The following is a 23,466-nucleotide window of genomic DNA, read 5'->3' as shown; positions in this document are numbered from 1 at the left end:
TTATTGAAGCTCTGATGGAGTTTTTTGATGAGAGTGAGCCGGGAAAAATTCGCCGAGAACCGTGAGAAGATCCTCGCTGTGGCGGGTGAGCTTTTTCGTGAAAAGGGTTTTGACGGCATTGGCGTCGCGGACATCATGAAGGCGGCCGGGCTGACGCATGGCGGCTTCTACGGCCATTTCGAATCGAAGGACGAACTGGCCTGCGAGGCCAGCAAGGCGGTGGTGTCTCGCTCGCTGGAGCGCTGGAAGGAAGTGGTCGACGGTGCGCCGGGCGAGCCGCTGGATGCGCTGCTCACGCATTATCTTTCACATCGCAATGTCGTCGAGCATGCGACCGGCTGCGTCTTCGCAGCATTGACGCAGGAGGTCAGCCGTCACGGTCCGAAAATGCAGTCGACCTTTACCGGCGGCCTGATGGGCATGGCGGCGATCCTCGAGGAGATCACGCCCGGCGAAACGCCGGAAGAGCGCCGCCGCAAGGCACTCGTCAGCCTTTCGGCCATGGTCGGCGCCGTCATCCTGGCGCGGGCAATGGACAATCCCGAGCTATCGCAGGAATTCCTGGCCGCCACCCGGCAGGAGCTGACGCCCGCGCCGGAAAGCGGCAAGGAGTGATGTCAGATTAGTCGCGGAAAGCCAGTAGCCCGTTGGCCTCGACGATCTCCGTGATTTTGCCGTCGGGTGCGACTTCCAACAGTTCGGCCCGCAGCGCCGCCTCGAAATCCGTCAGCTTGTCGCCAAGCGCTTGCGGCGAGGTGGAGGACATCGAGAAGACGCGGCCGACGATGTCCTCGATGTCCCGCTCATATTCCCTGACGATGCCGATGCGCTCGAGATTGCGGAAGGGCGAGGCGAGCAGCATTGTCTCATGCGGCGCCCATGTCTTGCCCTTGCGCAGCAGGCGCTCCTCGTGCCGCTCCGGTGAAAAAGTCTCCGCCAGCTTTTCGACGATGCCGCGCCAGTCGGGCGTCGCCAGTATCGTCTTGTCGTGGAACAGCACGACCGCCCCATCAGGCTCGATCAATTGGTCGAGGGCTGCGAGTGTGGCCGGGCGGTCCATCCAGTGGAACGAACGGCCCATGATGCAGAGGCGCAGCTTGCCGATGTCAGGGGCAAGATCATAGGAAGACCCTTGGCGGACGGTGATCCCGACGCCGGCTTCTTTGGCGCCGGCTTCAGCGGCGGCGAGCATTTCCGGCTCCGGATCCATCGCGGTGACTGTGGCGCCCTCGAGCCGCGCGAAGGCGATGCCGAGCTGGCCGGGGCCGGAGCCGAGGTCAAGCACATGGTCGCCGGCCTTCAGGCCGCTGCGCTCGGCAACGCGGGCGATCAAGGTGTCCGGATAGGGAATGCGATAGCGCAGGTAATAGGCCGCGGTGGATTGGAAACGCCGCGCTTCGAAGGGCATGGTGGTCATGGGTGGATCCTCGGGGTAGGGAGCCTTACCCTGTTATGACCCAACTGTGACCGGGGCGTGAAATAACGTTTGCGCGATTTGCCGCGGGTGCAATTGGCTTTGGAGATTGGGACCGCCAGTGCCGCAACTCCTTCTCCCCTTGGGGAGAAGGTGGCCCGAAGGGTCGGATGAGGGGGCTAACCGCTCTGAACCCATCCGCTTTTGCGCTCCTGGCACCCCCTCATCCGCCTGTCGGCACCTGACCGGGGTTGAGCCACGGGTCTCAACCCGTCCTTCGGACCCCCGAGGGGAGAAGGGGTTGCGCGGCAACGATCCCATCTCATATGCAGGGTGAGGGGCCATGCACAAGGTCGCGGCATCACGGCCCTTAACTGCCCAGCTCCAAAACCCTCACTTGAACCCGGCAACCCCATGCGGGACGTAAGGCGATTCCAGTGCCTCGATCTCTTCCGGCGTCAATTTGACGGCCAGCGAGGCGACGGCGTCAGTGATGTGGCCGGGCTTGGAGGCGCCGACGATCGGGGCGGTGACGGCGCTTTTCTGCAGGATCCAGGCGGTGGCGACTTGGGCGCGGGCAATGCCACGCGCCTTGGCGATCACGCCAACAGCCTCGACGACCTTGCGGTCGGATTCGAGCGCCTGTGTGTAGAGCGTCTTGCCGAACTCGTCCGATTCCGTGCGCGCCGTCGCCTCGTCCCAGTCGCGGGTGAGGCGACCACGGGCGAGCGGGCTCCAGGGGATGACAGCGATTTTCTGGTCTTCGCAGAAAGGCAGCATCTCGCGCTCTTCCTCGCGATAGAGCAGGTTCAGGTGATCCTGCATGCTGACGAATTCGGTCCAGCCGTTGAGACGCGAGGTGTAGATCGCCTTGGCGAACTGCCAGGCATACATCGAGGAGGCGCCGATATAGCGGGCCTTGCCGGCCTTGACGACATCGTGCAGTGCTTCCAGCGTTTCCTCGATCGGCGTCGTGTAGTCCCAGCGATGGATCTGGTAGAGGTCGACATAGTCGGTGCCGAGGCGGCGCAGGCTGTTGTCGATCTCGTCGAAAATCGCCTTGCGCGACAGGCCGGCGCCGTTCGGGCCGGGACGCATGCGGTTGAACACCTTTGTCGCCAGGACGATGTCTTCGCGGCGGGAGAAATCCTTGATGGCGCGGCCGACGATCTCTTCCGACGAGCCGTTGGAATAGGTGTTCGCCGTATCGAGGAAGTTGATGCCGGCCTCGATCGCCTGCCGGAGCAGCGGGCGGCTTTCCTCTTCCTTCAGCGACCAGGCATGGGTGCCTTTATTGGGGTCGCCATAGGTCATGCAGCCCAGGCAGATGCGGGACACTTCAAGACCGGTTTTGCCAAACTTCACGTATTCCATCGATCGTCTCCATCCTGTTCTGGATATCCGATAGGCAGGCGCTCCGCCGCTGCAATGGGGCAGAGTGGATGTACCATCATAATCAGACTAGCGGAGCAAAGCTCCGCCGATTAGCTCAATAATTCGCGATAGGCTTTGAAGCAGCACTAAACAAAGATGGCGCAGTTTGTGGGGATTGCCATGCCAGGGCATTCAAACACAGGCATTGGTTGTGTAATGATGGTGGTTCGAGCAACCGGAGAGCTTCCATGCGTTTCATTCGATTCTTCCGAGATCGCCGCCCGCTTGCCGCCGGGATCATCGGCCTGATCCTGGGGCCTGCTATTGTCATGGCCTATCTCGGCAAGGGGCGCCTGGCCGTCGTCTATCTCCTGCTCTCCAATCTGGCGCTGTTTTTCGCAGTCTTTGCGCTGCCGCAATTGACTTTGATGGCGGCTGCTGCGGTAGCGGCGGCGTGCTTCCATCTGCTTGGCTGCATCCACGGCTATTTGCTGGCGCGAAGAGGAACGGTCGATTGGCAATATCGCTGGTTCTCCCGCTGGTACAATATCTTCCTGTTCTTCTGGCTGCTGCCGATCGTCGTCGCGCTCCTCATCCGCTCCTTCATCGCCCAACCTTTTACGATCCCTTCCGGTTCGATGATGCCGACGTTGACGCCGGGCGACTATGCCTTCGTGACAAAATTCAATTACGGTTATGGGCGCTACTCCTTCCCGTACCGGGCCGACTGGATTCCGCTGAAAATGTTCGGCGCGAAGCCCAAGCGGGGGGACGTCGTCATTTTTGCCTATCCTCCGGCGCCGGAGGTCGACTACGTGAAGCGCGTCATCGGGTTGCCCGGCGATCACATCCAGATGAAGGATGGAATCCTTTTCATCAACGGGCAGGCCGTGCCGCGCGATGCCGAGGGTACGATCACATCGACCTACAGCATGGAATCAGGTGTGCTTCCCGTCTTCGGCGAAGTGCTGGACAACGGTGTCCGCTATCGGACGCTCGATCTCGCGCCGAATTCGCGGGGAGACAATACCGGCGAATACATCGTGCCCGAGGGGAATTATTTCGTCATGGGCGACAATCGCGATAATTCCAACGATAGCCGCTTCGATGTCGGCTTCGTGCCGGAGGCGAATATCTACGGCAAATTCTGGCTGTTGTTTCACCGCGATGGAACGAAGACCGGCTGGTCCCTCGTGCGCTAGGCTTGGCGTCGCGTTCGGCGGGATTGGGCTATCCCAATTGTTTTCTTGAATAGCCAGCTCAGGAAGTGTTAGCTGCACTGCAACATTTTTCCGGAATTCCGCATGCAACTGCCCCCGCTCGACACCTATGAGGCCCTTTATCGTGATTTTCGCTGGGAGATTCCGGCGAAATTCAATATCGGGCGTGCGGTCTGCGACGATTGGGCCGAGCGGGAGCCGGACCGGATTTGCCTCGAACATTTCAGCCCGGATGGCCATCATCTCACCCTGACCTATGGCGAGCTGCGGGATCGGTCCGCCGCCTTCGCCAATGCTTTGACGACGCTTGGTGTTCAGCGTGGCGACCGGGTGGCGCTGCTTTTGCCGCAAAGCTTCGAAACGGTCGTGGCGCATGTGGCGATCTACAAGATGGGGGCAATCGCCCTGCCGTTGGCATTGCTGTTCGGCGTGGAAGCGCTGGAATATCGGCTGAAGGTCGCGGGTGCCTCGACAATTGTCACGAACCGCTTCGGCCTCGATCGGCTGCGGCCGATCCGCGACCGCCTGCCGGAACTAGCCCATGTGATCAGCATCGACGGCGGCGAGGAGGGTGTGACCGGTTTTGCCGATCTGATCGCCGCGCATCCGCCGCTCTTCGAGGTCGCCGATACCGGGCCGGACGATCCGGCCCTGATGATTTTCACCTCCGGCACCACCGGGCCGCCCAAGGGCGCGCTGCATGGCCACCGTGTTCTGCCGGGGCATATTCCCGGCATGCAGTTCGCGCATGAAAGTTTTCCGCAATCAGGCGATAAGCTCTGGACGCCGTCGGACTGGGCCTGGGCGGGCGGTCTTCTGAACGCGCTGCTGCCGAGCCTGATGCTTGGTGTGCCCGTCGTCTCCTCGCCTGCGCAGAAATTCGATGCTCACACGGCCTTCCGCATCATGGCCGAGATGGGCGTGCGCAACGCCTTTATCCCGCCGACGGCGCTGCGGCTGCTGAAGTCTGTCGACAATCCCCGCGCTCTTTATGACCTCAAGCTGCGCACCATCGGCTCTGCCGGCGAGGCGCTCGGGCGCGAGACCTATGAATGGGCGCGGTCGGCGCTGAGCGTTACCGTCAACGAATTCTTCGGACAAACCGAGTGCAATTTCGTTCTGTCCTCAAGCGCCGCTTTCGGCGTCAGCCGTGGCGGGGCGACGGGCAAGCCGGTGCCCGGCCATCGTGTCGCCATCGTCAATGCCGAGGGGCGGGAGGTGCCGGTGGGCGAGAGCGGGCAGATCGCCATAAAGCGGCCTGATCCGGTGATGTTCCTCGGCTACTGGCGGGACGAGAAGGCGACGGCGGCAAAATTCGCCGGCGACTGGATGCTGACCGGCGATCTCGGCCGGCAGGATGCGGATGGCTATATCTCCTTCATCGGCCGCGACGACGATGTCATTACCTCCTCCGGCTATCGCATCGGCCCGAGCGAGATCGAGGACTGCCTCGGCGGTCATCCAGCCGTCCAACTGGCGGCGGCCGTCGGCAAGCCGGATGCCGTGCGCACCGAGATCGTCAAGGCCTATGTGGTGCTGGTGCCGGGCTACGCGCCAAGCAAGGCACTGGCCTCTGAAATCCGTGACTGGGTGAAGACCCGGCTCTCCATGCATGAATATCCGCGCGAGATCGAATTCGTCGACGAACTGCCGCTTACGACCTCGGGCAAGGTGATCCGCCGGTTGCTGCGCGAGCGGGCGGTCGCCGAGACCATTGAGACGAAGGACTAACGCTTCGTCAGCGACAAGATCTTCTGGCGCAGCAGCTTTGCCATGTTACGGGTGCTGCGATACATATGCAGCTGCGCCGCGACCTGCCGCACATCGCGGTCGCCGTTCTGGGTCAGGCCGATGATCAGTGTGCCCATGTCCTCGCGCTCCTGCCAGAAGCGGCTCATGACGGGATGGTCGGGCGCGGCGCAGGAATCGGAGCGGACGATGTTGGCGTCGTCGAGATGCCATTCCGTCAGTTCGCCCAGCAACAGCTTGCCCGGCGAGAAGCGGGCGTATTCCTCGTTGTAGGCGGTCTTCCAGGTATAGGCTTCGCCGCCCATCATCAGCACGATCATCGAAGCGATGGCCCTGCCGTTGAGGTCGATGGTGTGAATACGTACGGCGTCGACGGCGGCAAGGTTGGAAACGGCTTCGCGGGCAAAGGCTGCGTGATGGCGGTCGGTCACCAGCGCGCTGCGCTTCTTGCCCTTCCAGCCGCTCGCCTCCAGCGCCAGAAATTCCTCCATGCGCTGATGGATCTCGCGCGGCTGGCGGGCGACGGAGTAGACGACCTCGCCATGGCTTTCCAGCAGGCGCCATTGGCGGCGCATTTCGCGCAGGTGCGCGTTCGAGATCGTCCGCTTGAGATAGGCAAGCGCATCGTCGCTGCTGTGAAGCATCGGTCGCCGATAGGGGTTGGCAACGGTCAGCGGCAGGTTGCGGCCGATGGCGACGGCCTTTGCCATCTGCGCAAAACGACCGTTCAGGCGGATATCCGGCAGCACCAGCATCGTCGGCAGTTGCAGCTCGCGCTGGATCAGCGCCTCGAAGAGATTGTCGAGCGTTTCGCCGGCCTCCTCGGCATCCACCAGCGGCGTGCCGAGCGGACCGAAGGAATTCGACCAGACGCGGATGATCGAGGGGCCGATGGCAAAACCCGGCTTGTCGACAGTGAAGGGCATCAGCAGGCGCATGCGGCTGCGGGCGCCGCTTTGGTCGCGCATCAGCGCAAGGCGAATGTGCCGGTCCTCGAGGCGAGGCATGGCCGGCGCCAGGAAGCGGCCGGAGAAGAAGACATTCGGCTCCATCGCGCGGTTGGAGAGGAAATCCAGCTCGTCTTGCAGCTCGTAGCCGAGCTTGCCGGGATAGAGGCAGAGTTCACGGCCGGTCCGGCCGACCTCGACGCGGGCCTCGGCCTTGGGCGGTTCGAAATGTAGCGCCGCAAGCGTATGCGTGAGCGCGTTCACTTGGCTGTCGGTGCTTTCGGTGAAGGGAGCGCGCGCCATGGTCAGAGTGCCCCGCTGGTTGCTGGTGTCATCGGTCTGCGGATGAGGGCGAAAAGCACGATGCCGAGCGCGCGGCGCACGGCGATGTGCAGCAGCACGGCCTCGACCGCCATGGCACTCGCCGTGGCGATGGCTGCACCTTCGATCCCGAAATGCGGAATGAGCAGGAGGTTGAGACCGATATTGGCGACGAGCGCGACAGCATAGAGATAGACGCAAAGCATCTGCCGATCCGCCATCATCAACAGTATCTCCGCCGGGCCGACCAATGCCCTCACAAGAACGCCGGCAAGCAGAATGGCGATCACCACCTGGCCCTCTGTGAAGGCGGCGCCGAAGAGCGAGAGCAGGAATTGTCCGGCGGCGAGTACGATGAGCCCGACGGCCAGTGCCGGAAAGAAGGTCCAGCGCGTGGCCTCGGTTGCGTAGGCTGCGAGCTTGGTGCGGTCGTTTTCAGCGATTATCGCGGCGAAGCGCGGCCCGATGGCGGCCTTGACGGCGAAATAGACGAAATGCACCAGCGCCATGATCTTGGCGGCGGCGAAGTAGACGGCGACCTCGCCTGGATCAAGGAAGATGCCGACCACGACGACATCGGAATTGGTCAGCAGATAGCCGACGCCTTCGACCAGGAAGACCGGAAAGGCGACGGCGAGCCAGGCGTTGAACTCGATGGCCTTCGGGCCGTTCGGATAATGACGGCGCAGGCGGAAGGTGACCGCGAGATATTGGCACAGCACGGTTACGAATGCGGCTGTAAGCGCTGCCGTCATGGCGGTGACCGCATCATGTGCGGCGCCGGCGAGGATCGCGGCCAGCATGAAGAGCAGGATCAGTGTCGGGCGGATGAGGAAGGTCGGGCTCAGCGCCATGACCGGCCAGTGATTGGCGCGCGCCGTGCCGTCCAGAACGTCGCCGAGCGCGATCATCGGCACGGCGATGAGGCCGAGGAAGATCGGCATCACATAATAGCTCTCCACCATGCCGCTGAAGGCATGGAGTGCTGCCATGCCGACCAGCGCCAGTCCGCCGGCAACGGAGAGCACGAAGAGGCGCGCGGTGCGGTTCAGGCCGCGAATGGCGTCATGATTGCCGCCGGCATCATATTGCGGCAGGAAACGGATGATGGCGGTCGGAAAGCCGAGGCAGGCGAGATTGCCGAACAGGATCATCAACACCCAGACAAAGACGAAGATACCGTATTCGAAGCGGCCCATCATGCGGGCGAGCGCGATCTGCGAGATGAAGGCGAGGGCGGCGCCGGCGATGCGGATGACGAAGGCGATCAGCGCCATGCGTTGGGAGACGGATTTTTCGTCAGTGCCGGTGAGAAGAGGGGCGAGTTTGCGCAAGTATGGCGACAGCACGGCCCGCAGCCCGGACGGCAGCATTCTCTCTGCTGTTTGAAAGACCGTCATGATCGTTACGCAATACTTTAAATATGAGCCCAACCTCGCGATAGCTTTGGCAGAGGAGGGTTAAGAATAGGTTCTCCCGGCAGGTAAAAATGACATGGCGGGTGCGGCGGGGCAATGTGTTCACCGAATGCACCATCCGGAGGTAGCCGCGATCGACGCACCGGCATGCTCGCTGTCGTTTCTATAGCCTCTGCGCAGGAATCGGGTGGTTTGTGGCGGGTTGGCATGCAGAGTTGACGAAATACGATTGGAGGATCGGATGCTCTCGCTTTACGATTACATGCCATCGCAGAACGGCTGGAAAGCCAGGGTCCTATTTGGGCTGCTGAACATTCCGTACCAGAGCCGCCTGGTGTCGATTTTCGAGGGTGAAGGTCGCACGGATGCCTTTCTCGATCTTAACCCGGCAGGCGGCATTCCCGTTCTTGAACTGGAGGATGGACGAACGATCGCTGAATCAAACGCAATCCTTGCCTATCTTGCCGAAGGCACGCCATTCTTCCCGGCGGAGCGCTATCAGCGCGCCAAGGTCATGCAATGGCTGTTCTTCGAGCAGTATCACGTCGAACCGGTCATCGGTACACTGCGCTTCTGGACATTGACGGGACGGCTTGAGTTAAATCAGGCCATGGTCGCCGCCAAACGCACAGCCGGCGCCCGTGCTCTCGCCGCGCTGGAGCGTGGCCTTGCCAATACACCGTTTCTTGTCGGCAAGGAGTTTTCGATCGCGGATATCGCCGTCTATGCCTATGGCCACCGAGCAGAGGATTGCGGTTTTGCTCTCACCGATTATCCAGCACTTGCCGCCTGGTTTGAGCGTGTGCGGCAGGTCATCGGTTCTGGCTATCCGATCTATCCATACAGCGACGATCCGCATTCTGCTGTCTGAGCGCGCTGAGCTTGCTTGCGAGCCGCTGCTAGTTCGAACTCATTAGGCAGGGTCATTTCCGATCGTTGCACAGACAAAATGCCGCCCGGGGCGGCATTTTGTGGATCAATAGATGGCAATGCCGCTGCAGCTGCTGCGGACGATCATCGCGTCATCGCGCGGTTTTTTGGGGCACATCCTTATCCGATACGAGCTGGCCGCCCTTGGCCCAGTGTTCGCGAGAAATCTCGCTGATCAACACATCCACACTGTCCGTCGGGCAGGCAAGCGTTTCAGCGGTAATCTGGGTGACCTTACGGACGAAATCACGCTTTTGCTCGAGTGTTCGGCCTGGATGCATTTCGAGGTGAATTGTCGGCATTGGAGAGCTCCTGTTTCACTGCCTTCTCGAACTGAGACGGCTGAGGCAAGGGAACTATGACTGCTGGCTTGCCTCCGATAAACGTGCTCTATGTTCATTCATTTAGAACCACTGGGTTTATAATATGGATAAATTATCCGGCATGACTATGTTCGTGCGGGTGGTCGAACATGGCAGCTTCAGCGCCGCGGCCGACGCTGCCGGCGTGTCGCCGACCATGGCGGGCAAGCAAATCCGGGCAATAGAGGCAAGCTTGGGAGCTCGCCTGCTGCACCGGACCACGCGGCGGCAGCAGCTCACCGAAATCGGCCGCCTCTATTACGAACGCTGCAAGCAAGTGTTGGCCGACGTGCAACTAGCTGATGCGAGCGCGAGTGAATTGCAGGCCGAGCCGCGTGGTCTCCTGCGCATCGTCTCTCCCGTTACTTTCGGAAGTCACCGCCTGATGCCGGCACTGTCCGACTTTCTGGCCATGTATCCAGCCGTGAGCGTTGACGTCATGCTGGACAATGGGACGCCGGACCTGTCGCGGGAAGGCTGTGAACTTGCCATCCGGATAGGCAAGGTCGCCGAGGCCGATCTGGTGGCGCGTCCTCTCCAGCCGTATCGAAGAATAATGGCTGCCTCCGCGGCCTATCTGGAGCGGCGAGGCACGCCGGTACACCCAAGGGATCTCTCCACGCATGACTGTCTCGGCCTCTCCTATTGGCGCCGCCGGGACCAGTGGTACTTGTTCGGCCCGGATGGTGAATGGCGGTCGGATGTGAGCGGGCGATTGTCCGCCGACAACGGGGACGCACTGCGCGTAGCGGCCTTGAATGGCGCCGGTATCGTTCTTCAGCCGGAAGTCATGCTTGCTGATGATCTCGCCAGAGGTCACCTTGTGCAGGTTCTGCCCGAATGGACGCCCGTCGCCTCGCCGATGTACTTGCTATACGCCCTGGACCGGCGGCCTACCGCGAAACTGCGCAGCATGATCGATTTCCTGCTGAAACGTTTTGGCGCATCTGCTGAATAGCGATCCCGCTGCATGTCGTTCGGGAGTTTCGGGCGAATAACGCTAGTGTGCACTGCGCATAAAAAATGCCGCCCTGAAGGCGGCATTTTGATTGTTGCTGAGAGGTTGCGAAGCCTCAAACCACTTCGTTGTTCTCGAATGCCCCGTGGCAATGCTTGTACTTCTTGCCGGAGCCGCAGGGGCAGGCCTCGTTGCGGCCGATGCGGCCCCAGGTCGTCGGGTTCTGCGGGTCGCGGTTTTCCGGAGAGACGACGGTTTCGTTGATCATGCCGAGCGGCGCGAACTCGTCTTGGCCGGTGGTGGCGTCGATATGGCTTCCATGCATCGCCGGGGGCTGCGGTTCGGCCGGCTGCTGTACCAGCTCGACGCGCGAAAGCTGCGCGGTGACGGCCTGGCGAAGATTGTTCAACAGGGCCTGGAAAAGCTCGAAGGCTTCGGCCTTGTATTCCTGTAGCGGGTCGCGCTGGGCGTAGCCGCGGAAGCCGATGACGGAGCGCAGGTGATCGAGGTTGACGATGTGCTCGCGCCAGAGATTGTCCAGCGTCTGCAACACGATGGAGCGCTCGACATAGGTCATGATCTCGGGGCCGAAGCGCTCGGCCTTTTCGGCGGCGGCCTTTTCGGCAACTTCCGTCAGACGGGCGCGGATGTCGTCCTCGGCAATGCCTTCTTCCTTGACCCAGTCGTGGATCGGCAGGTCCAGGTCGAAGAAGTTGGCGACGGCGGTCTTCAGGCCGTCGGCATCCCACTGCTCGGCATAGGCGCGTTCGGGAATGTGCTTGGATACCAGATCCTCGATGACGTCGTGGCGCATGTCGCCGACGGTCTCGGTGAGATCGGTCGCATCCATCAGCTCGACGCGCTGCTCGAAGATGACCTTGCGCTGATCGTTCAGCACATCGTCATACTTCAGAACGTTCTTGCGGATGTCGAAGTTGCGGGCTTCGACCTTTTTCTGGGCGCGTTCGAGCGCCTTGTTGATCCAGGGATGGACGATGGCTTCGCCTTCCTTGAGGCCGAGCTTCTGCAGCATGCCGTCCATGCGGTCGGAGCCGAAGATACGCATCAGGTCGTCCTGGAGCGACAGGTAGAACTTTGAGCGGCCGGGGTCGCCCTGACGGCCGGAACGGCCGCGCAGCTGGTTGTCGATGCGGCGGCTTTCATGGCGTTCGCTGGCGATGACGTAGAGACCGCCGGCAGCGATTGACCGCTGCTTGAGCACCTGGATTTCCTCGGCGATCCTGGCGATCGCAGCGTCGCGCTCGGGACCGGGCTCGACCTCATGCAGGTCGCGTTCGACGCGCATTTCGAGGTTGCCGCCGAGCTGGATGTCGGTGCCGCGGCCGGCCATGTTGGTGGCGATCGTTACGGCGCCGGGAACGCCGGCCTGGGCGACGATATAGGCTTCCTGCTCATGGTAGCGGGCGTTCAGGACCTGGAAGTTGGTGAAGCCCTGCTTGCGCATCAGCTCGGCGAGAAGTTCCGACTTTTCGATCGAGGTGGTGCCGACGAGCACCGGCTGGTCGCGCTTATGCGCCTCCAGGATTTCGGCAATGATCGCCTTGAACTTCTCTTCATGCGTACGATAGACCTCGTCGTCCTCGTCGATACGCTGGATCGGCAGGTTGGTCGGCACTTCGATGACGTCGAGGCCGTAGATGTTGCCGAATTCTTCCGCTTCCGTCGATGCCGTGCCGGTCATGCCGGCGAGCTTGCCGTACATGCGGAAGTAGTTCTGGAAGGTGATCTGCGCCAGCGTCTGGTTTTCCGGCTGGATCTGCACCCGTTCCTTGGCTTCCAGGGCCTGATGCTGGCCATCCGAATAACGGCGGCCCGGCATCATGCGGCCGGTGAATTCGTCGATGATGACGACTTCGTCGTTGCGGACGATGTAGTCCTTGTCGCGCTGGAAGAGCTTGTGGGCCTTGAGCGCGTTGTTGATGTGGTGGACGATCGCGACGTTTTCGACGTCGTAGAGCGATTCACCCTTCAGGAGGCCGGCTTCGCGCAGCATGTTTTCCAGCTTCTCTGTGCCGTCTTCAGAGAAGTTGGCCGAGCGCTGCTTTTCGTCGATCTCGTAGTCTTCCTTCGTCAGGCCCGGAATGAAGGCGTCGATGGTGATGTAGAGATCGGAGCGGTCGTCGAGCGGGCCGGAGATGATCAGCGGCGTGCGCGCTTCGTCGACGAGGATCGAGTCCACTTCGTCGACGATCGCGAAATTGTGACCGCGCTGCACCATCTGGCCGCGATCGTACTTCATGTTGTCGCGCAGGTAGTCGAAGCCGAGCTCGTTGTTGGTGGCGTAGGTGATGTCGCAGGCATAGGCGTCACGGCGCTCGTCATCCGACAGGCCATGGACGATGACGCCGGTACGCATGCCAAGGAAACCATAGAGGCGGCCCATGGTGGCGCTGTCGCGCTGCGCCAGGTAATCGTTGACCGTGACGACATGCACGCCCTTGCCGGCAAGCGCGTTCAGATAGACCGGCAGCGTTCCGACCAGCGTCTTGCCTTCACCGGTCTTCATCTCGGCGATGGCGTTGGAATGCAGGATCATGCCGCCGATGAGCTGTACGTCAAAAGGTCGCATGCCAAGGACACGCCGCGAGGCTTCGCGCGCCACGGCGAAGGCCGGAACGAGAATATCGTCGAGCGTCTTGCCGTCGGCAAGCTGCTGGCGAAACTCCACCGTCTTGGCGGCCAGAGCTTCGTCAGACAGCGCACGCATCTGCTCTTCGAGCGCGTTGATCGCAACGACATTCGGCTGGTACGACTTGACCCGGCGGTCGTTGGACGAGCCAAACAACTTGCGGGCAATTCCACCTAGGCTGACCATCTGAATGGTCCTTTCTGAGATTTCATCCTGTCGTTTTCTGCTTCATCCATCTCCGAAAAAAACGGGAGTTCAGCACAAAACGCCCGGAAACTGTTCTGGACGCGAGGTTGCGTGACAGATAAGAGGGGGGTCGATTGATGTCAACGGGAATTGGCCGATACAGAAAGGCCACATTCTCCTGCTGAAGGCTTTTTTCCTGCCGGATTCACAGCTTCGAGCCGGTCGAGACCACCGAAAGGTTATTTTATGTTGAACTACAATAAACTTGCCGCGGTTGCTTTCGCAACATTTGTTACGTTGCATGCGCCGGTTTTTGCCGATGACGCGAAGGATCCGGTTGTCGCCAAGGTCGGCGATGTCGAAATCCATCAGTCCGAACTCGATCTCGCGATCGCCAATCTCGACCCGCAGCTCGGCCAGCTTCCGGACGACCAGAAGAAGGTCGCCGCTCTTTCGGCTTCGATCGACGTGAAGCTGCTCGCCAAGAGCGCCGCTGCCGAAAAGCTCGACCAGACGCCGGACTTCCAGTCGCATATGGCCTATCTGCGCGACCGCGAGCTGCACAATGCCTATTTCAAGGCCCATGTCGCCGACGGCATCACCGACGCCGAAGTCAAGGCTCGCTACGACAAGGAAGTCGCAGCCCTGCCGAAGCAGGAAGAAGTCCATGCCCGCCACATCCTGGTGAAGACCGAGGACGAAGCCAAGGCGATCATCAAGGAACTCGACGCCGGCAAGGATTTCGCCACGCTCGCCAAGGAAAAGTCCACCGACCCGAACAAGGCCGATGGTGGCGATCTCGGCTATTTCGCCCATGGCCGCATGGTCAAGGAATTCGAAGATGCGGCCTTTGCGCTGCCGGTCGGCACCTACACCAAGACCCCGGTCAAGAGCGATTTCGGCTGGCACGTCATCAAGGTCGAAGACAAGCGCGTTGCTCCGCCACCGCCGTTCGACCAGGTGAAGGATCAGGTTCGTCAGCTCGTCATGCGCGACAAGTATCTTGAGCTTCTCAACAAGGCCAAGCAGGACACCAAGGTCGCGATCAGCGACCCGGCGCTCAGCAAGGCCTATGAAGATGCGCAGAAGCAGCAGGATGCAGCACCGGCGGACGACGCCATTGCTCCTGACGCCCAGCCGCAGCAGTAAGTCATAGCAGTCACAACCATCTGGGCCCGGTTTTTCCGGGCCCTTCACTATCAGGTGGCCTCATGTCCGGTTCCGTCTCTCCGCTTGCTCCCAAATCCTTCGTTGCCATGCCGGCCTTGCGCGGCGTCCGCATGATCACGGCATCCGCCGGTATCAAGTACAAGAACCGGACCGATGTCCTGCTCATGGTGTTCGACAAGCCGGCCGCCGTCGCGGGTGTCTTTACCCGCTCGAAGTGCCCGTCGGCTCCCGTCGATTTCTGCCGCTCGAACCTGGCCCATGGCAACGCCCGCGCCGTCGTCGTCAATTCCGGCAATGCCAATGCCTTTACCGGCCTCAAGGGTCGCCAGGCGACCGAGCTTACCGCCAAGTCGGCCGCGGCTGCCGTCGGCTGTGGTGAGAACGAAGTCTACCTCGCCTCGACCGGCGTCATCGGCGAGCCGCTCGACGCGACCAAGTTCGCCGGCGTGCTCGGCACCATGGCGAAGGATGCCACGAACGATTTCTGGTTCGAGGCCGCCAAGGCGATCATGACCACGGATACCTATCCGAAGGTTGCCACCCGCAGCGCCGAGATCGGCGGCGTCAAGGTCACCATCAACGGCATCGCCAAGGGCGCAGGCATGATCGCGCCCGACATGGCGACCATGCTGTCCTTCGTCGTCACCGATGCTGATATTTCCGCTTCCGCTTTGCAGGCGCTGCTCTCCGAGGGCGTCGGCCCGAGCTTCAATTCGATGACCATCGACAGCGATACGTCGACCTCGGACACGCTGATGCTGTTTGCCACCGGTGCTGCCGCTGCCGATGGTCAGGCGCGTATCGAGCGCGCCGACGATCCCAAGCTTGCTGGCTTCCGCGCGGCTCTGAACGAGCTCCTCAAGGACCTCGCCATCCAGGTCGTCCGCGACGGCGAGGGTGCCACCAAGATGCTGGAGATCACGGTCACTGGCGCCGAGAGTGATGCTAGCGCCAAGCGTATCGCTCTCTCGATCGCCAATTCGCCGCTGGTCAAGACCGCTGCCGCCGGCGAGGACGCCAATTGGGGTCGCGTCGTCATGGCTGTCGGCAAGGCCGGCGAGGTGGCCGACCGCGACAAGCTCGCCATCTGGTTCGGCGATGTCCGCGTTGCCGTCAACGGCGAGCGTGACGCCACCTATTCCGAGGAAGCCGCTTCCAACGTGATGAAGCAGCAGGATATTCCCGTGAAAGTCGACCTTGGTATAGGCAATGGCCGGGCAACGGTCTGGACCTGTGACCTCACCAAGGAATATGTTGCCATCAATGGCGACTACCGGAGCTGATATTGAACTGATGCATGCGCTGTCCACGATGAACAAACTGCCTTTGGTGCGCAGGCTCGAAGCCGTTGGTTTCCGGGCCTGGCCTGCTTCGTCCGTGCAGTATGACGGTAGCTGGCAGGTGCGGCTGACGGCGGGCCATCCGTCGAAGCGGCTGAATTGCGTCGTGCCGCTCGACCCCTCCGACCATCGCGATCTGGAGATCCGTCTGACGAAGGCGCAGCGCAAGTTCGAAGCCTATGGCCGGCTGATGGTGGTGCGCGAAACGCCGCTGGCCTCGCCGATGTTGATCGAGTTGTTGCAGAGCAAGGGCTGGATCCGGTTCGACGAGACCATCGTCATGATCGCCGATCTCGTCGATCTCGAGCTGCCGGATGCGCTCGACCATCTGCCGAGCCATGATGTCGGCCGCTATGTCGACGCCAGCCTGCTGGTCGATCGCGCCGATCCCGCGCTCAAACCCGCTTTGGCGGAAGTGGTAAGCGGCATTAAGCCGCCCTCGGGTCTTTTCGTGATTGAGAATGACGATGCCGGGCCGGTGGCGACGACGCTCTGCGTGCAGGACAATGATCTTGCCGGTATCCTGTCGGTTTCGGTTTCGGCCGAACATCGGCGCAAGGGGCTGGGTGTCGAGATCCTGACGTCGGCGCTGCGCTGGGCGCGCATGCGCAGTGCCCGGACGGCCTGGCTTCAGGTCGGCGCCTCCAACGACCCGGCGCTGGCGCTTTATGCCCGTTTCGGTTTCCGCGAGGCCTATCGTTATTGTTACTGGCGTTCCCCGGGGGAAGCATGAGCGAAGCCGGCCGCAAGATCATTCTCGTCGCCGCCTGCGCGCTGATCGACACCGATGGCCGCATTCTTCTGGCGCAACGGCCGGAAGGCAAATCGCTGGCCGGTCTCTGGGAATTTCCCGGCGGCAAGGTCGAGCCTGGTGAAACGCCGGAGGAAACGCTGATCCGCGAGCTTGAGGAAGAGCTGGGCATCCAGACCAAGGTCGCCTGCCTCGCGCCGCTGACTTTTGCCAGCCACACCTACGAGACCTTCCACCTGCTGATGCCGCTTTATATATGCCGGCGCTACGAGGGCATCCCCCATGGCCGCGAAGGCCAGGCGATCAAATGGGTACGGCCGCAGGCGCTGCGCGACTACCCGATGCCGCCGGCCGACGAGCCGCTGATCCCGTTCCTGCAGGATCTACTGTAGGTTCAGATTTCCTTGAAGCGGAAGTTTGACTTCGAGAGCTGATCGAGACTGTTCGGCGCTGATGCCTTATGAGAAGGATCCGCCGTCGAGGTTTTGTACAGTAGCTGCACCAACAGGTCTGTTTGTTGTGCTGATTGCCGGCTGATTGTTTCCAAATGCTCAAGCATCAATGCGAAGGCGATGATGAAAACGCCACCGAAAGCGGCCGACAAGGCGCCGGGCAACACCTCGATAAAGCCGGCTACATTTCCGATGAGGAGCATCAGGATGGCGGCTATGATCGCGAGCGCGATAATCAGGCCGCCGACGGCTTTCAGCAAACTTACCATATATTAGCCTCCACAACTTATGGTAAGTATACCCAGTTCGCACGTCGCATCAAGGTTCAAGGTCGCAGACGCAATTATTTAGTGCGTCCAGTTTTTCCTGCTGTTTTCAGGTGTGGGTGTCAAGGAAATCGGTCGCCCCATCGTAAGGCGGATCGTTCAGCGAGTTTACGACATCCAATTTGGTGCGTTTAAAGATATCGCTCGCCAGATATGGTTAACGGAAATTAGCCTTTTAATATCAGGATACTAACCCGAATCCGGTGTTGTCCCGCGATTCGACATGCTTCTATTTCACCTGTGGATATTAAGGGATCGTTTATGACCTTCTGGCATTCAATGGTCGCAATCAAGCAGTTGTTGTTTGCGTTAAAGAAGGCTTGACATCATGGACGACGATTTCTGGAAAGCTGTTCAGGAAAAAGAACAGTCCTATTCCACGTCGCGTAGGACGGGCGCGTTGAACATCGCTTTGCTGTTTGGAACAGCGGCGGTCGCGCTGTCGCTTATCCTGACGCCAATGCTGTCCGACAAGTCCAAGTCCAACGTGCTTGCCAGCGCGCCTGATCTCGACACTATGACGACCGGCTCCATTCAGCGAACGGAAGACGGTAAGCGTTACACCATCCGCCGCAGTGTCCTGCAACAGGAACCCGGTTCAGTCTGCATCGTCCAAGGCTATGGTGCCGATGGCGGTTGCTGATTGCTATAGAGGTTAAGCCTATCGGGTGCATGAACGCGCCGGATTCGCTCGTTTTCAAAAGCTAGGAGCTTGAAGCGTATGCGTTCCGTTCGACGTTTTTTCAATGACAGGACCGGTGCCACGGTCGTCGAATACGGCCTGATCGCGGCTCTCTTGTCGGTGGCGATCGTTAGCGGCCTCGGCGCTTTCGGCGGCAGCCTGACGTCCGTGTTCAACCTTGTCTCCAACACGCTGAACGGCCCGGTAACGCCGGCGAACTGAAGCGGTCAGCTCCAGTTCGGTTCCGATCCATCTATTGTTTGAGCTTGTGCTCCTCGACCTTCAGGGCGTCGGCGAGCCGTGCCTTGGCCGAGCCCGGTCGCAACGGCTTCTGCTGGCTTTCGTGCGGCGTCCAGCCGGATGCATAGATGATCGTGAAGGTCGCCCTTATTCTCCCGTCGGGATCGGAATAGCGCTCGGCATAAAGCTCGGCCGCGCGCAGGAAGAAGGCGCGTGTCAGCGGCTTGCGGCTGCGGTCGGCAAGCGGGTTGGTCATGCCCATGGCGCGCAGGTCGCGCATCAGGGCGAAGAGATTGTCGTAGCGCACCGTATAGCTCTCGGCGTCGATCACCGGCAGGGTAAAGCCGGCGCGCTGCAACAGGCCGCCGACATCGCGGACTTCCGCAAAGGGTATGACACGCGGGCTGGCGCCGCCGGTAAGCTCGATCTCGGTGGCAAGCAGCACGTCGCGTAGTTCCTGCAGCGTGCCCAGGCCGGGGATTGCGGCCAGAAACAGGCCATCAGCCTTCAGCGCGCGGCGCACTTGGATAAAGACGCCGGGCGTGTCGTTGGTGACATGCAGGCTGAGCGGCGACAGCACCAGATTGACGGATTCAGGCGCCAGCGGCAGCTCCTCCAGCGGCGCCTTGATCAGCTCCTCGCCGGGGGCGGCAAAGCCGGCCTCGCCTTCGATGCGCCTGATGTGGCCGATCTTGCCGGTCGCAAACGCTTCGCGCGCCGCAATGCCGGTCGCGCCATGTAGTTCGATCGCCTCGTCGAAATGCCGCTCGATCACGGAGAGCCGCTCTGCCAATTCACGGGCGGCGATCTCAAGCAGGAAGGCGGCCTTCGTGTCCCCTTGTTTCAGCGCCCGGTGCCTGCGGGCGGCGAGCAGCGATTGGTCGAACACGATGTCCATGGCGGTTTCCTGCAATCTGATCTCATCGGCGCAGCCTTGCGACCCCGCATGTTTTCCCTTCGCAAAGCCTGCGGGAAAAAGCTAGTGTCAATCATATAGGCATTATGGGGCGTATGGGCATCATCGGGGATGAAATCACGCTGTCGAGATTGCGGGCCGGCCTGGCAAAACCGTGGCTGGCGCTCGCCGATCTCGTCTATCCGCCCGCCTGTCCCGGCTGCGGCGCTTCGACGGGCGCGCATCGCAGCCTTTGCCCCGCCTGCTGGTCCGGCGTCCGTTTCATCGAGCGGCCTTATTGCGAGGTGCTGGGCAGCCCGTTTACCCATGATCTCGGTTCGGGGATACTGAGTGCCGAGGCGATTGCCGATCCACCCGTCTTCGACCGGCTACGCTCTGCGGCCATTCACGACGGCGTCGTCCGCGATCTCGTGCTTGGACTGAAATATCGCGACCGCACGGATCTGGCACCGATGATGGCCGGCTGGATGCTGCGAGCCAGCGACGGCACGGTTGCCGCCTGTGATGTCATCATTCCGGTGCCGCTGCATCGGGCACGACTCTTTTCGCGCAAGTACAATCAGGCGGCAGAGCTTGCGCGGCATCTCGCCCGGCTCTCCGGCAAACCGCTGCTGGCGGCGACGCTGCTGCGCATCAAGCGGACGAGTCAGCAAGTCGGTCTTGGCGCGAAGGCGCGGCAGGACAATGTGCGCGGCGCTTTCGCCATTCCCGAGGGTCGCGCCGGAGATATTTTCGGCCGTCGCGTCGTGCTGATCGACGATGTCTATACGACCGGCGCAACGGTGGCCGCTGCAACACGGGTGCTGAAAAAAGCCGGTGCCTCGGATGTAACGGTTTTGACCTTTGCAAGGGCTGTCGACAATCTTATATGACAGGTAACCTGTAATTTTCCCGGAGTGGATCATGGCATCCGTTGTCATCTATACGCGTGAATTCTGCGGCTACTGCGCCCGAGCGAAATCCCTGCTCGAGTCCAAGGGCGTCGACTATGTCGAACACAACGCCACCTATTCGCCCGAGCTGCGCCAGGAGATGATCGCGAAGGCCAAGGGCCACTCGACTTTCCCGCAGATCTTCATCAATGGCGAGCATGTCGGCGGATGCGACGATATCCATGCGCTCGATCGGGCCGGCAAGCTCGATCCGCTGCTGGCCGCCTGAACCGGATCGCACTCGGAGACAATGATGACCTTCAAGGCTGCCGCCATTCAGATGTGTTCCGGTGTCGATCCGGTGAAGAACGCCGCCGACATGGCGCGGCTGGTTCGCGAGGCGGCGGCGCAGGGGGCCGTCTATGTGCAGACGCCGGAAATGACCGGCGCGGTGCAGAAGGATCGGCCCGGTCTGCGCGCCGTGCTGCGCGACGAGGCCAATGACATCATCGTCAAGACGGCATCAGACCTCGCCAAGGAACTCGGCATCCATGTGCATGTCGGCTCGACGGCGATCCCGCTCGACGACGGTAAGATCGCCAATCGCGGCTTTCTCTTCGGTCCGGACGGCAAGCTCATTAGCCGCTACGACAAGATCCACATGTTCGATGTCGATCTCGATAATGGCGAGAGCTGGCGCGAAAGTGCTGTCTATCGGCCCGGCTCCGAGGCGCGCATTGTGTCGCTGCCCTTCGCCGAGCTTGGCTTTTCCATCTGCTATGACGTGCGCTTTCCGCAGCTCTTCCGTGCCCAGGCTGTTGCCGGCGCCGAGGTGATGACGGTGCCGGCCGCCTTTACCCGTCAGACCGGCGAGGCGCATTGGGAAATTCTGCTCCGGGCGCGCGCCATTGAAAACGGCATGTTCGTTATCGCTGCCGCCCAGGCCGGCGTTCACGAGGACGGCCGCGAGACCTTTGGTCATTCGATGATCATCGATCCCTGGGGCAAGGTACTGGCATCGGCCGGTGGTACGGGCGAGGCGGTTCTCGTCGCCGAGATCGACGTCGCGGCGGTTAAATCCGCCCATGACAAGATCCCCAATCTTAAGAATGCGCGTGAATTCTCGCTGGAGAAGATTGCGACGCCGGCGGTTGGAGGCGTCGCTGCTTGATCCGTTATTCGCTGAGATGTGACAAGGCCCATGAGTTCGAGGGCTGGTTTTCGGAAAGCGCCGATTTCGACCGTCAGGTCGCAAGCGGTTTCCTGACTTGCCCCGTCTGCAATTCGGGTGCGATCTCCAAACTCCTGATGGCGCCGTCGGTTTCTACCGCGCGCAAGAAGGACGAGTTGCAGACACTTGCCATGGACGCTGCCCGCAAGGAGGCGATGATCAAGCTCAAGGAGGCCGTCGACAGCATCAAGGCTAATGCCGAGGATGTCGGCGCGAAATTTCCGGAAGAGGCCCGCAAAATCCATTATGGCGAGGCCGACGCCCGCGGGATCATCGGCAAGGCGACGCCCGATGAGGCGCAGGCGCTGGTCGAGGAAGGCATTGATATCGCTGCCATCCCTGTTCTGCCGGACGATATCAACTGATGCCGCATGGCGGCAAGCATCTCGCAATGTATAATTTCGGGCTGCATGTCGCATCCTATGAAAGCGATGCGGTCGAAGGATTTCGCCTGCGGGAGGCTGCCAATTTCGAGGCCGCCGCCCGCGCCCATGGCTTTGTCGGCCGCTCCGGCTATGAGGGTGTGCCGGGACCGGAATGCTGGGGCTGCCAAGTCTTCCCACGTTTCATCGAGGGCAGCGGCTTTGCGACGGCGCCGTCCTCGCTTTCGCTCTGGACCGATATCGAATCCCTGATGGCGTTCAGCTATAGCGGCGTCCATGCCGATGCGCTGAAGCATGCGCGGCATTGGAACGTGAAGCAACGCTGGCCGGCGCTGGTCCTGTGGTGGGTGGATGCTGGTATCGTTCCCGAATGGAAAGAGGGAACCGAGCGGCTGGAACGGCTTCACGATGGAGGGCCGAGTGCTGAGGCTTTCACCTTCAAGCAGCCCTATGATACGGATGGGCACCTTGCGACGATCGATCGAGAGAAGGTCAAAGAGATCGCGGCGTTGAATGCCATCGGCCAGCGCGATCTATTGGCGCATGTCCTGACGCTGAAAGCCTGATCCGGCAGGAGGGCGGTTCTCAGCCCGCCCGCTTTGCCAGCAGCATGTAGTTCACATCCATGTCCTTCGACAGGTTCCACCGGTCCTGTAGCGGCGAATAGAAGACGCCGGTGCGGGCGATGATGTCGAGGCCGTCGGCGGCGAGCGGCTTTTCGATCTCTTCCGGCCGGACGAGCTTTTCATATTGATGCGTGCCGCGCGGCAGCCAGCGCAGGACGTTTTCGGCAGCGAAGATGGCGAGTGCTGCTGCCTTCATTGTGCGGTTGATGGTGGCGACGTACATCAGGCCGCCGGGGCGCACCATCTTGGCGCAGGTCGTCAGGAAAAACTCGACGTCGGCGACGTGCTCGACCACTTCCATGTTGAGCACGATATCGAAGGTCTCGCCGGCCTCGGCAAGCTGCTCGGCGGTCACGGCGCGATAATCGACGGGAACGCCGGAGGCTTTCGCATGCGTCGAGGCGATGCCGATGTTCTTTTCGGACGGATCGGCGCCGACGACCGAGGCGCCCATGCGCGCGACAGGCTCCGACAGCAATCCACCGCCGCAGCCGATATCGAGTACGCGCAGGCCCTCCAGCGGCCGGGCGCTCTTCGGATCGCGGCCGAAATTTTCGCAGGCGTGGTCGCGGATATAGGCAAGGCGCACCGGATTGAACTTGTGCAGCGGCTTGAACTTGCCGGTCGGGCTCCACCATTCCGCCGCCATGGCGGAAAAGCGATCCACTTCGCTCTGGTCGATCGTGCTTTTCGCCGCTTCGCTCATGGTTCCGCTCCTTGGTCTGGGTGGCACTTCGGTAGATGTGAAGTCGGACGATCGCGAGCCGATGTCAAGGGCTGGACGACTTTGAGGTCGCCGCGACCGGCTGTGTTCTTGTCGCAACCTTCGCCAACATGGAAACCCTCCCCAAGGAAGGCGCAATCCTCGGCAGGCTCTGGTCGAGTATCAAAGTGGAGTATTAAAGAGAACTATTACGCTACGCCATGCTATTGCACCCGCCTGCCAAA

The 23,466-nt window shown here is 61.3% G+C and carries 25 protein-coding genes; 16 read left to right on the top strand and 9 right to left on the bottom strand.

The features are described 5' to 3' along the window. The first annotated feature begins 27 nt into the window (after positions 1-27). Positions 28-615 (top strand): TetR/AcrR family transcriptional regulator, encoded by a 588-nt coding sequence (locus tag AC1RO0_RS31250; RefSeq protein WP_498596403.1) that lies wholly within the window; start codon positions 28-30, stop codon positions 613-615. A gap of 7 nt (positions 616-622) precedes the next feature. Here AC1RO0_RS31250 and AC1RO0_RS31245 read toward each other — a convergent pair whose 3' ends face one another. Together AC1RO0_RS31245 and AC1RO0_RS31240 are read right to left on the bottom strand one after the other, a co-directional pair. Beyond that, a complete protein-coding gene (locus AC1RO0_RS31245) occupies positions 623-1,417 on the bottom strand; it encodes a class I SAM-dependent methyltransferase (protein ID WP_498596402.1) in 795 nt (264 codons plus the stop codon). Between the two features lie 390 nt (positions 1,418-1,807). Continuing rightward, positions 1,808-2,788 (bottom strand): aldo/keto reductase, encoded by a 981-nt coding sequence (locus AC1RO0_RS31240; protein ID WP_498596401.1) that lies wholly within the window; start codon positions 2,786-2,788, stop codon positions 1,808-1,810. Between the two features lie 248 nt (positions 2,789-3,036). Here AC1RO0_RS31240 and lepB point away from each other — a divergent pair, with 248 nt between their 5' ends. Next, positions 3,037-3,990: a signal peptidase I gene (gene lepB / locus AC1RO0_RS31235; protein ID WP_498596400.1), complete on the top strand. Its 954-nt coding sequence runs from the start codon at positions 3,037-3,039 to the stop codon at positions 3,988-3,990. Positions 3,991-4,092: 102 nt separating this feature from the next. Continuing rightward, complete coding sequence (locus AC1RO0_RS31230; RefSeq protein ID WP_498596399.1) at positions 4,093-5,739, top strand: AMP-binding protein; 1,647 nt, start codon at positions 4,093-4,095, stop codon at positions 5,737-5,739. On the opposite strand, the gene AC1RO0_RS31225 is transcribed toward AC1RO0_RS31230, so the two are convergent. Both AC1RO0_RS31225 and AC1RO0_RS31220 read right to left on the bottom strand, forming a co-directional pair. Next, positions 5,736-7,007 carry a GNAT family N-acetyltransferase gene (locus tag AC1RO0_RS31225; RefSeq protein WP_498596398.1) on the bottom strand — a complete coding sequence of 424 codons (1,272 nt, stop codon included), beginning with the start codon at positions 7,005-7,007 and terminating at the stop codon, positions 5,736-5,738. The two genes, AC1RO0_RS31230 and AC1RO0_RS31225, sit on opposite strands and share 4 nt — an antisense overlap. Positions 7,008-7,009: 2 nt before the next feature. Continuing rightward, a complete protein-coding gene (locus AC1RO0_RS31220; protein WP_498596397.1) occupies positions 7,010-8,425 on the bottom strand; it encodes an oligosaccharide flippase family protein in 1,416 nt (471 codons plus the stop codon). A gap of 259 nt (positions 8,426-8,684) precedes the next feature. Here AC1RO0_RS31220 and AC1RO0_RS31215 point away from each other — a divergent pair, with 259 nt between their 5' ends. Further along, positions 8,685-9,314 (top strand): glutathione S-transferase family protein, encoded by a 630-nt coding sequence (locus AC1RO0_RS31215; protein WP_498596396.1) that lies wholly within the window; start codon positions 8,685-8,687, stop codon positions 9,312-9,314. 151 nt (positions 9,315-9,465) lie between these two features. Here AC1RO0_RS31215 and AC1RO0_RS31210 read toward each other — a convergent pair whose 3' ends face one another. After that, entirely contained in the window at positions 9,466-9,675 is a 210-nt protein-coding gene (locus tag AC1RO0_RS31210; protein WP_498596395.1) for a 4-oxalocrotonate tautomerase, read from the bottom strand. A 124-nt stretch (positions 9,676-9,799) separates the two neighbouring features. On the opposite strand from AC1RO0_RS31210, the gene AC1RO0_RS31205 reads away from it, so the two are divergent. Further along, on the top strand, positions 9,800-10,693 hold the full coding sequence (locus AC1RO0_RS31205; RefSeq protein WP_498596394.1) for a LysR family transcriptional regulator: 894 nt from the start codon (positions 9,800-9,802) through the stop codon (positions 10,691-10,693). A 115-nt stretch (positions 10,694-10,808) separates the two neighbouring features. On the opposite strand, the gene secA is transcribed toward AC1RO0_RS31205, so the two are convergent. Beyond that, entirely contained in the window at positions 10,809-13,529 is a 2,721-nt protein-coding gene (gene secA, locus AC1RO0_RS31200; protein ID WP_498596393.1) for a preprotein translocase subunit SecA, read from the bottom strand. Between the two features lie 246 nt (positions 13,530-13,775). On the opposite strand from secA, the gene AC1RO0_RS31195 reads away from it, so the two are divergent. From AC1RO0_RS31195 to mutT, 4 genes are all read left to right on the top strand, one after another. Further along, positions 13,776-14,678, top strand: coding sequence for a peptidylprolyl isomerase (locus AC1RO0_RS31195; RefSeq protein WP_153368567.1), 903 nt, complete (start codon positions 13,776-13,778; stop codon positions 14,676-14,678). 62 nt (positions 14,679-14,740) lie between these two features. Continuing rightward, positions 14,741-15,982, top strand: coding sequence for a bifunctional glutamate N-acetyltransferase/amino-acid acetyltransferase ArgJ (argJ, locus tag AC1RO0_RS31190; protein WP_498596392.1), 1,242 nt, complete (start codon positions 14,741-14,743; stop codon positions 15,980-15,982). Continuing rightward, positions 15,963-16,772: a GNAT family N-acetyltransferase gene (locus AC1RO0_RS31185; RefSeq protein ID WP_498596391.1), complete on the top strand. Its 810-nt coding sequence runs from the start codon at positions 15,963-15,965 to the stop codon at positions 16,770-16,772. Before argJ ends, AC1RO0_RS31185 begins: the two co-directional genes overlap by 20 nt. Next, on the top strand, positions 16,769-17,182 hold the full coding sequence (gene mutT, locus AC1RO0_RS31180; protein ID WP_065696139.1) for an 8-oxo-dGTP diphosphatase MutT: 414 nt from the start codon (positions 16,769-16,771) through the stop codon (positions 17,180-17,182). Before AC1RO0_RS31185 ends, mutT begins: the two co-directional genes overlap by 4 nt. 2 nt (positions 17,183-17,184) lie before the next feature. Here mutT and AC1RO0_RS31175 read toward each other — a convergent pair whose 3' ends face one another. Then, a complete protein-coding gene (locus AC1RO0_RS31175; RefSeq protein ID WP_498596390.1) occupies positions 17,185-17,511 on the bottom strand; it encodes a hypothetical protein in 327 nt (108 codons plus the stop codon). 385 nt (positions 17,512-17,896) lie between these two features. On the opposite strand from AC1RO0_RS31175, the gene AC1RO0_RS31170 reads away from it, so the two are divergent. Further along, a complete protein-coding gene (locus AC1RO0_RS31170) occupies positions 17,897-18,211 on the top strand; it encodes a hypothetical protein (RefSeq protein WP_034522100.1) in 315 nt (104 codons plus the stop codon). 78 nt (positions 18,212-18,289) lie between these two features. Beyond that, on the top strand, positions 18,290-18,472 hold the full coding sequence (locus AC1RO0_RS31165; protein WP_498596389.1) for a Flp family type IVb pilin: 183 nt from the start codon (positions 18,290-18,292) through the stop codon (positions 18,470-18,472). 31 nt (positions 18,473-18,503) lie between these two features. Here AC1RO0_RS31165 and AC1RO0_RS31160 read toward each other — a convergent pair whose 3' ends face one another. After that, positions 18,504-19,388, bottom strand: a complete 885-nt coding sequence (locus AC1RO0_RS31160; protein ID WP_498596388.1) for a class I SAM-dependent methyltransferase — start codon at positions 19,386-19,388, stop codon at positions 18,504-18,506. Between the two features lie 113 nt (positions 19,389-19,501). Here AC1RO0_RS31160 and AC1RO0_RS31155 point away from each other — a divergent pair, with 113 nt between their 5' ends. From AC1RO0_RS31155 to AC1RO0_RS31135, 5 genes are read left to right on the top strand one after another with little or no spacing between them, the layout of a single operon-like run. Beyond that, positions 19,502-20,278, top strand: a complete 777-nt coding sequence (locus tag AC1RO0_RS31155) for a ComF family protein (protein ID WP_498596387.1) — start codon at positions 19,502-19,504, stop codon at positions 20,276-20,278. A 31-nt stretch (positions 20,279-20,309) separates the two neighbouring features. Beyond that, the gene (gene grxC / locus AC1RO0_RS31150; protein WP_498596386.1) at positions 20,310-20,567 is read left to right on the top strand and encodes a glutaredoxin 3; all 258 of its coding nucleotides are present in this window, start codon (positions 20,310-20,312) and stop codon (positions 20,565-20,567) included. A gap of 24 nt (positions 20,568-20,591) precedes the next feature. Beyond that, the gene (locus AC1RO0_RS31145) at positions 20,592-21,449 is read left to right on the top strand and encodes a carbon-nitrogen hydrolase family protein (protein WP_498596385.1); all 858 of its coding nucleotides are present in this window, start codon (positions 20,592-20,594) and stop codon (positions 21,447-21,449) included. Next, entirely contained in the window at positions 21,446-21,874 is a 429-nt protein-coding gene (locus AC1RO0_RS31140; RefSeq protein ID WP_498596384.1) for a DUF1178 family protein, read from the top strand. Before AC1RO0_RS31145 ends, AC1RO0_RS31140 begins: the two co-directional genes overlap by 4 nt. Then, positions 21,874-22,458 (top strand): DUF3291 domain-containing protein, encoded by a 585-nt coding sequence (locus AC1RO0_RS31135; protein ID WP_498596383.1) that lies wholly within the window; start codon positions 21,874-21,876, stop codon positions 22,456-22,458. The genes AC1RO0_RS31140 and AC1RO0_RS31135 overlap by 1 nt, the downstream gene beginning before the upstream one ends. Positions 22,459-22,477: 19 nt before the next feature. Here AC1RO0_RS31135 and ubiG read toward each other — a convergent pair whose 3' ends face one another. Next, positions 22,478-23,224 (bottom strand): bifunctional 2-polyprenyl-6-hydroxyphenol methylase/3-demethylubiquinol 3-O-methyltransferase UbiG, encoded by a 747-nt coding sequence (gene ubiG / locus AC1RO0_RS31130; RefSeq protein WP_037218836.1) that lies wholly within the window; start codon positions 23,222-23,224, stop codon positions 22,478-22,480. Positions 23,225-23,466: the final 242 nt, after the last annotated feature.

It is taken from the genome of Rhizobium sp. GW821-FHT14E12 (assembly GCF_058803745.1).
Note: the sequence above shows the minus strand (reverse complement) of the source record. Positions and strands in the feature narration are given on the sequence as shown.

What these genes read in the sequence shown, in the direction of transcription:
- AC1RO0_RS31250 (WP_498596403.1), top strand. Translation starts at nt 28, where the DNA reads ATGAGAGTGAGCCGGGAAAAATTCGCCGAGAACCGTGAGAAGATCCTC.
- AC1RO0_RS31245 (WP_498596402.1), bottom strand. Translation starts at nt 1,417, where the DNA reads ATGACCACCATGCCCTTCGAAGCGCGGCGTTTCCAATCCACCGCGGCC.
- AC1RO0_RS31240 (WP_498596401.1), bottom strand. Translation starts at nt 2,788, where the DNA reads ATGGAATACGTGAAGTTTGGCAAAACCGGTCTTGAAGTGTCCCGCATC.
- lepB (WP_498596400.1), top strand. Translation starts at nt 3,037, where the DNA reads ATGCGTTTCATTCGATTCTTCCGAGATCGCCGCCCGCTTGCCGCCGGG.
- AC1RO0_RS31230 (WP_498596399.1), top strand. Translation starts at nt 4,093, where the DNA reads ATGCAACTGCCCCCGCTCGACACCTATGAGGCCCTTTATCGTGATTTT.
- AC1RO0_RS31225 (WP_498596398.1), bottom strand. Translation starts at nt 7,007, where the DNA reads ATGGCGCGCGCTCCCTTCACCGAAAGCACCGACAGCCAAGTGAACGCG.
- AC1RO0_RS31220 (WP_498596397.1), bottom strand. Translation starts at nt 8,425, where the DNA reads ATGACGGTCTTTCAAACAGCAGAGAGAATGCTGCCGTCCGGGCTGCGG.
- AC1RO0_RS31215 (WP_498596396.1), top strand. Translation starts at nt 8,685, where the DNA reads ATGCTCTCGCTTTACGATTACATGCCATCGCAGAACGGCTGGAAAGCC.
- AC1RO0_RS31210 (WP_498596395.1), bottom strand. Translation starts at nt 9,675, where the DNA reads ATGCCGACAATTCACCTCGAAATGCATCCAGGCCGAACACTCGAGCAA.
- AC1RO0_RS31205 (WP_498596394.1), top strand. Translation starts at nt 9,800, where the DNA reads ATGGATAAATTATCCGGCATGACTATGTTCGTGCGGGTGGTCGAACAT.
- secA (WP_498596393.1), bottom strand. Translation starts at nt 13,529, where the DNA reads ATGGTCAGCCTAGGTGGAATTGCCCGCAAGTTGTTTGGCTCGTCCAAC.
- AC1RO0_RS31195 (WP_153368567.1), top strand. Translation starts at nt 13,776, where the DNA reads ATGTTGAACTACAATAAACTTGCCGCGGTTGCTTTCGCAACATTTGTT.
- argJ (WP_498596392.1), top strand. Translation starts at nt 14,741, where the DNA reads ATGTCCGGTTCCGTCTCTCCGCTTGCTCCCAAATCCTTCGTTGCCATG.
- AC1RO0_RS31185 (WP_498596391.1), top strand. Translation starts at nt 15,963, where the DNA reads ATGGCGACTACCGGAGCTGATATTGAACTGATGCATGCGCTGTCCACG.
- mutT (WP_065696139.1), top strand. Translation starts at nt 16,769, where the DNA reads ATGAGCGAAGCCGGCCGCAAGATCATTCTCGTCGCCGCCTGCGCGCTG.
- AC1RO0_RS31175 (WP_498596390.1), bottom strand. Translation starts at nt 17,511, where the DNA reads ATGGTAAGTTTGCTGAAAGCCGTCGGCGGCCTGATTATCGCGCTCGCG.
- AC1RO0_RS31170 (WP_034522100.1), top strand. Translation starts at nt 17,897, where the DNA reads ATGGACGACGATTTCTGGAAAGCTGTTCAGGAAAAAGAACAGTCCTAT.
- AC1RO0_RS31165 (WP_498596389.1), top strand. Translation starts at nt 18,290, where the DNA reads ATGCGTTCCGTTCGACGTTTTTTCAATGACAGGACCGGTGCCACGGTC.
- AC1RO0_RS31160 (WP_498596388.1), bottom strand. Translation starts at nt 19,388, where the DNA reads ATGGACATCGTGTTCGACCAATCGCTGCTCGCCGCCCGCAGGCACCGG.
- AC1RO0_RS31155 (WP_498596387.1), top strand. Translation starts at nt 19,502, where the DNA reads ATGGGCATCATCGGGGATGAAATCACGCTGTCGAGATTGCGGGCCGGC.
- grxC (WP_498596386.1), top strand. Translation starts at nt 20,310, where the DNA reads ATGGCATCCGTTGTCATCTATACGCGTGAATTCTGCGGCTACTGCGCC.
- AC1RO0_RS31145 (WP_498596385.1), top strand. Translation starts at nt 20,592, where the DNA reads ATGACCTTCAAGGCTGCCGCCATTCAGATGTGTTCCGGTGTCGATCCG.
- AC1RO0_RS31135 (WP_498596383.1), top strand. Translation starts at nt 21,874, where the DNA reads ATGCCGCATGGCGGCAAGCATCTCGCAATGTATAATTTCGGGCTGCAT.
- ubiG (WP_037218836.1), bottom strand. Translation starts at nt 23,224, where the DNA reads ATGAGCGAAGCGGCGAAAAGCACGATCGACCAGAGCGAAGTGGATCGC.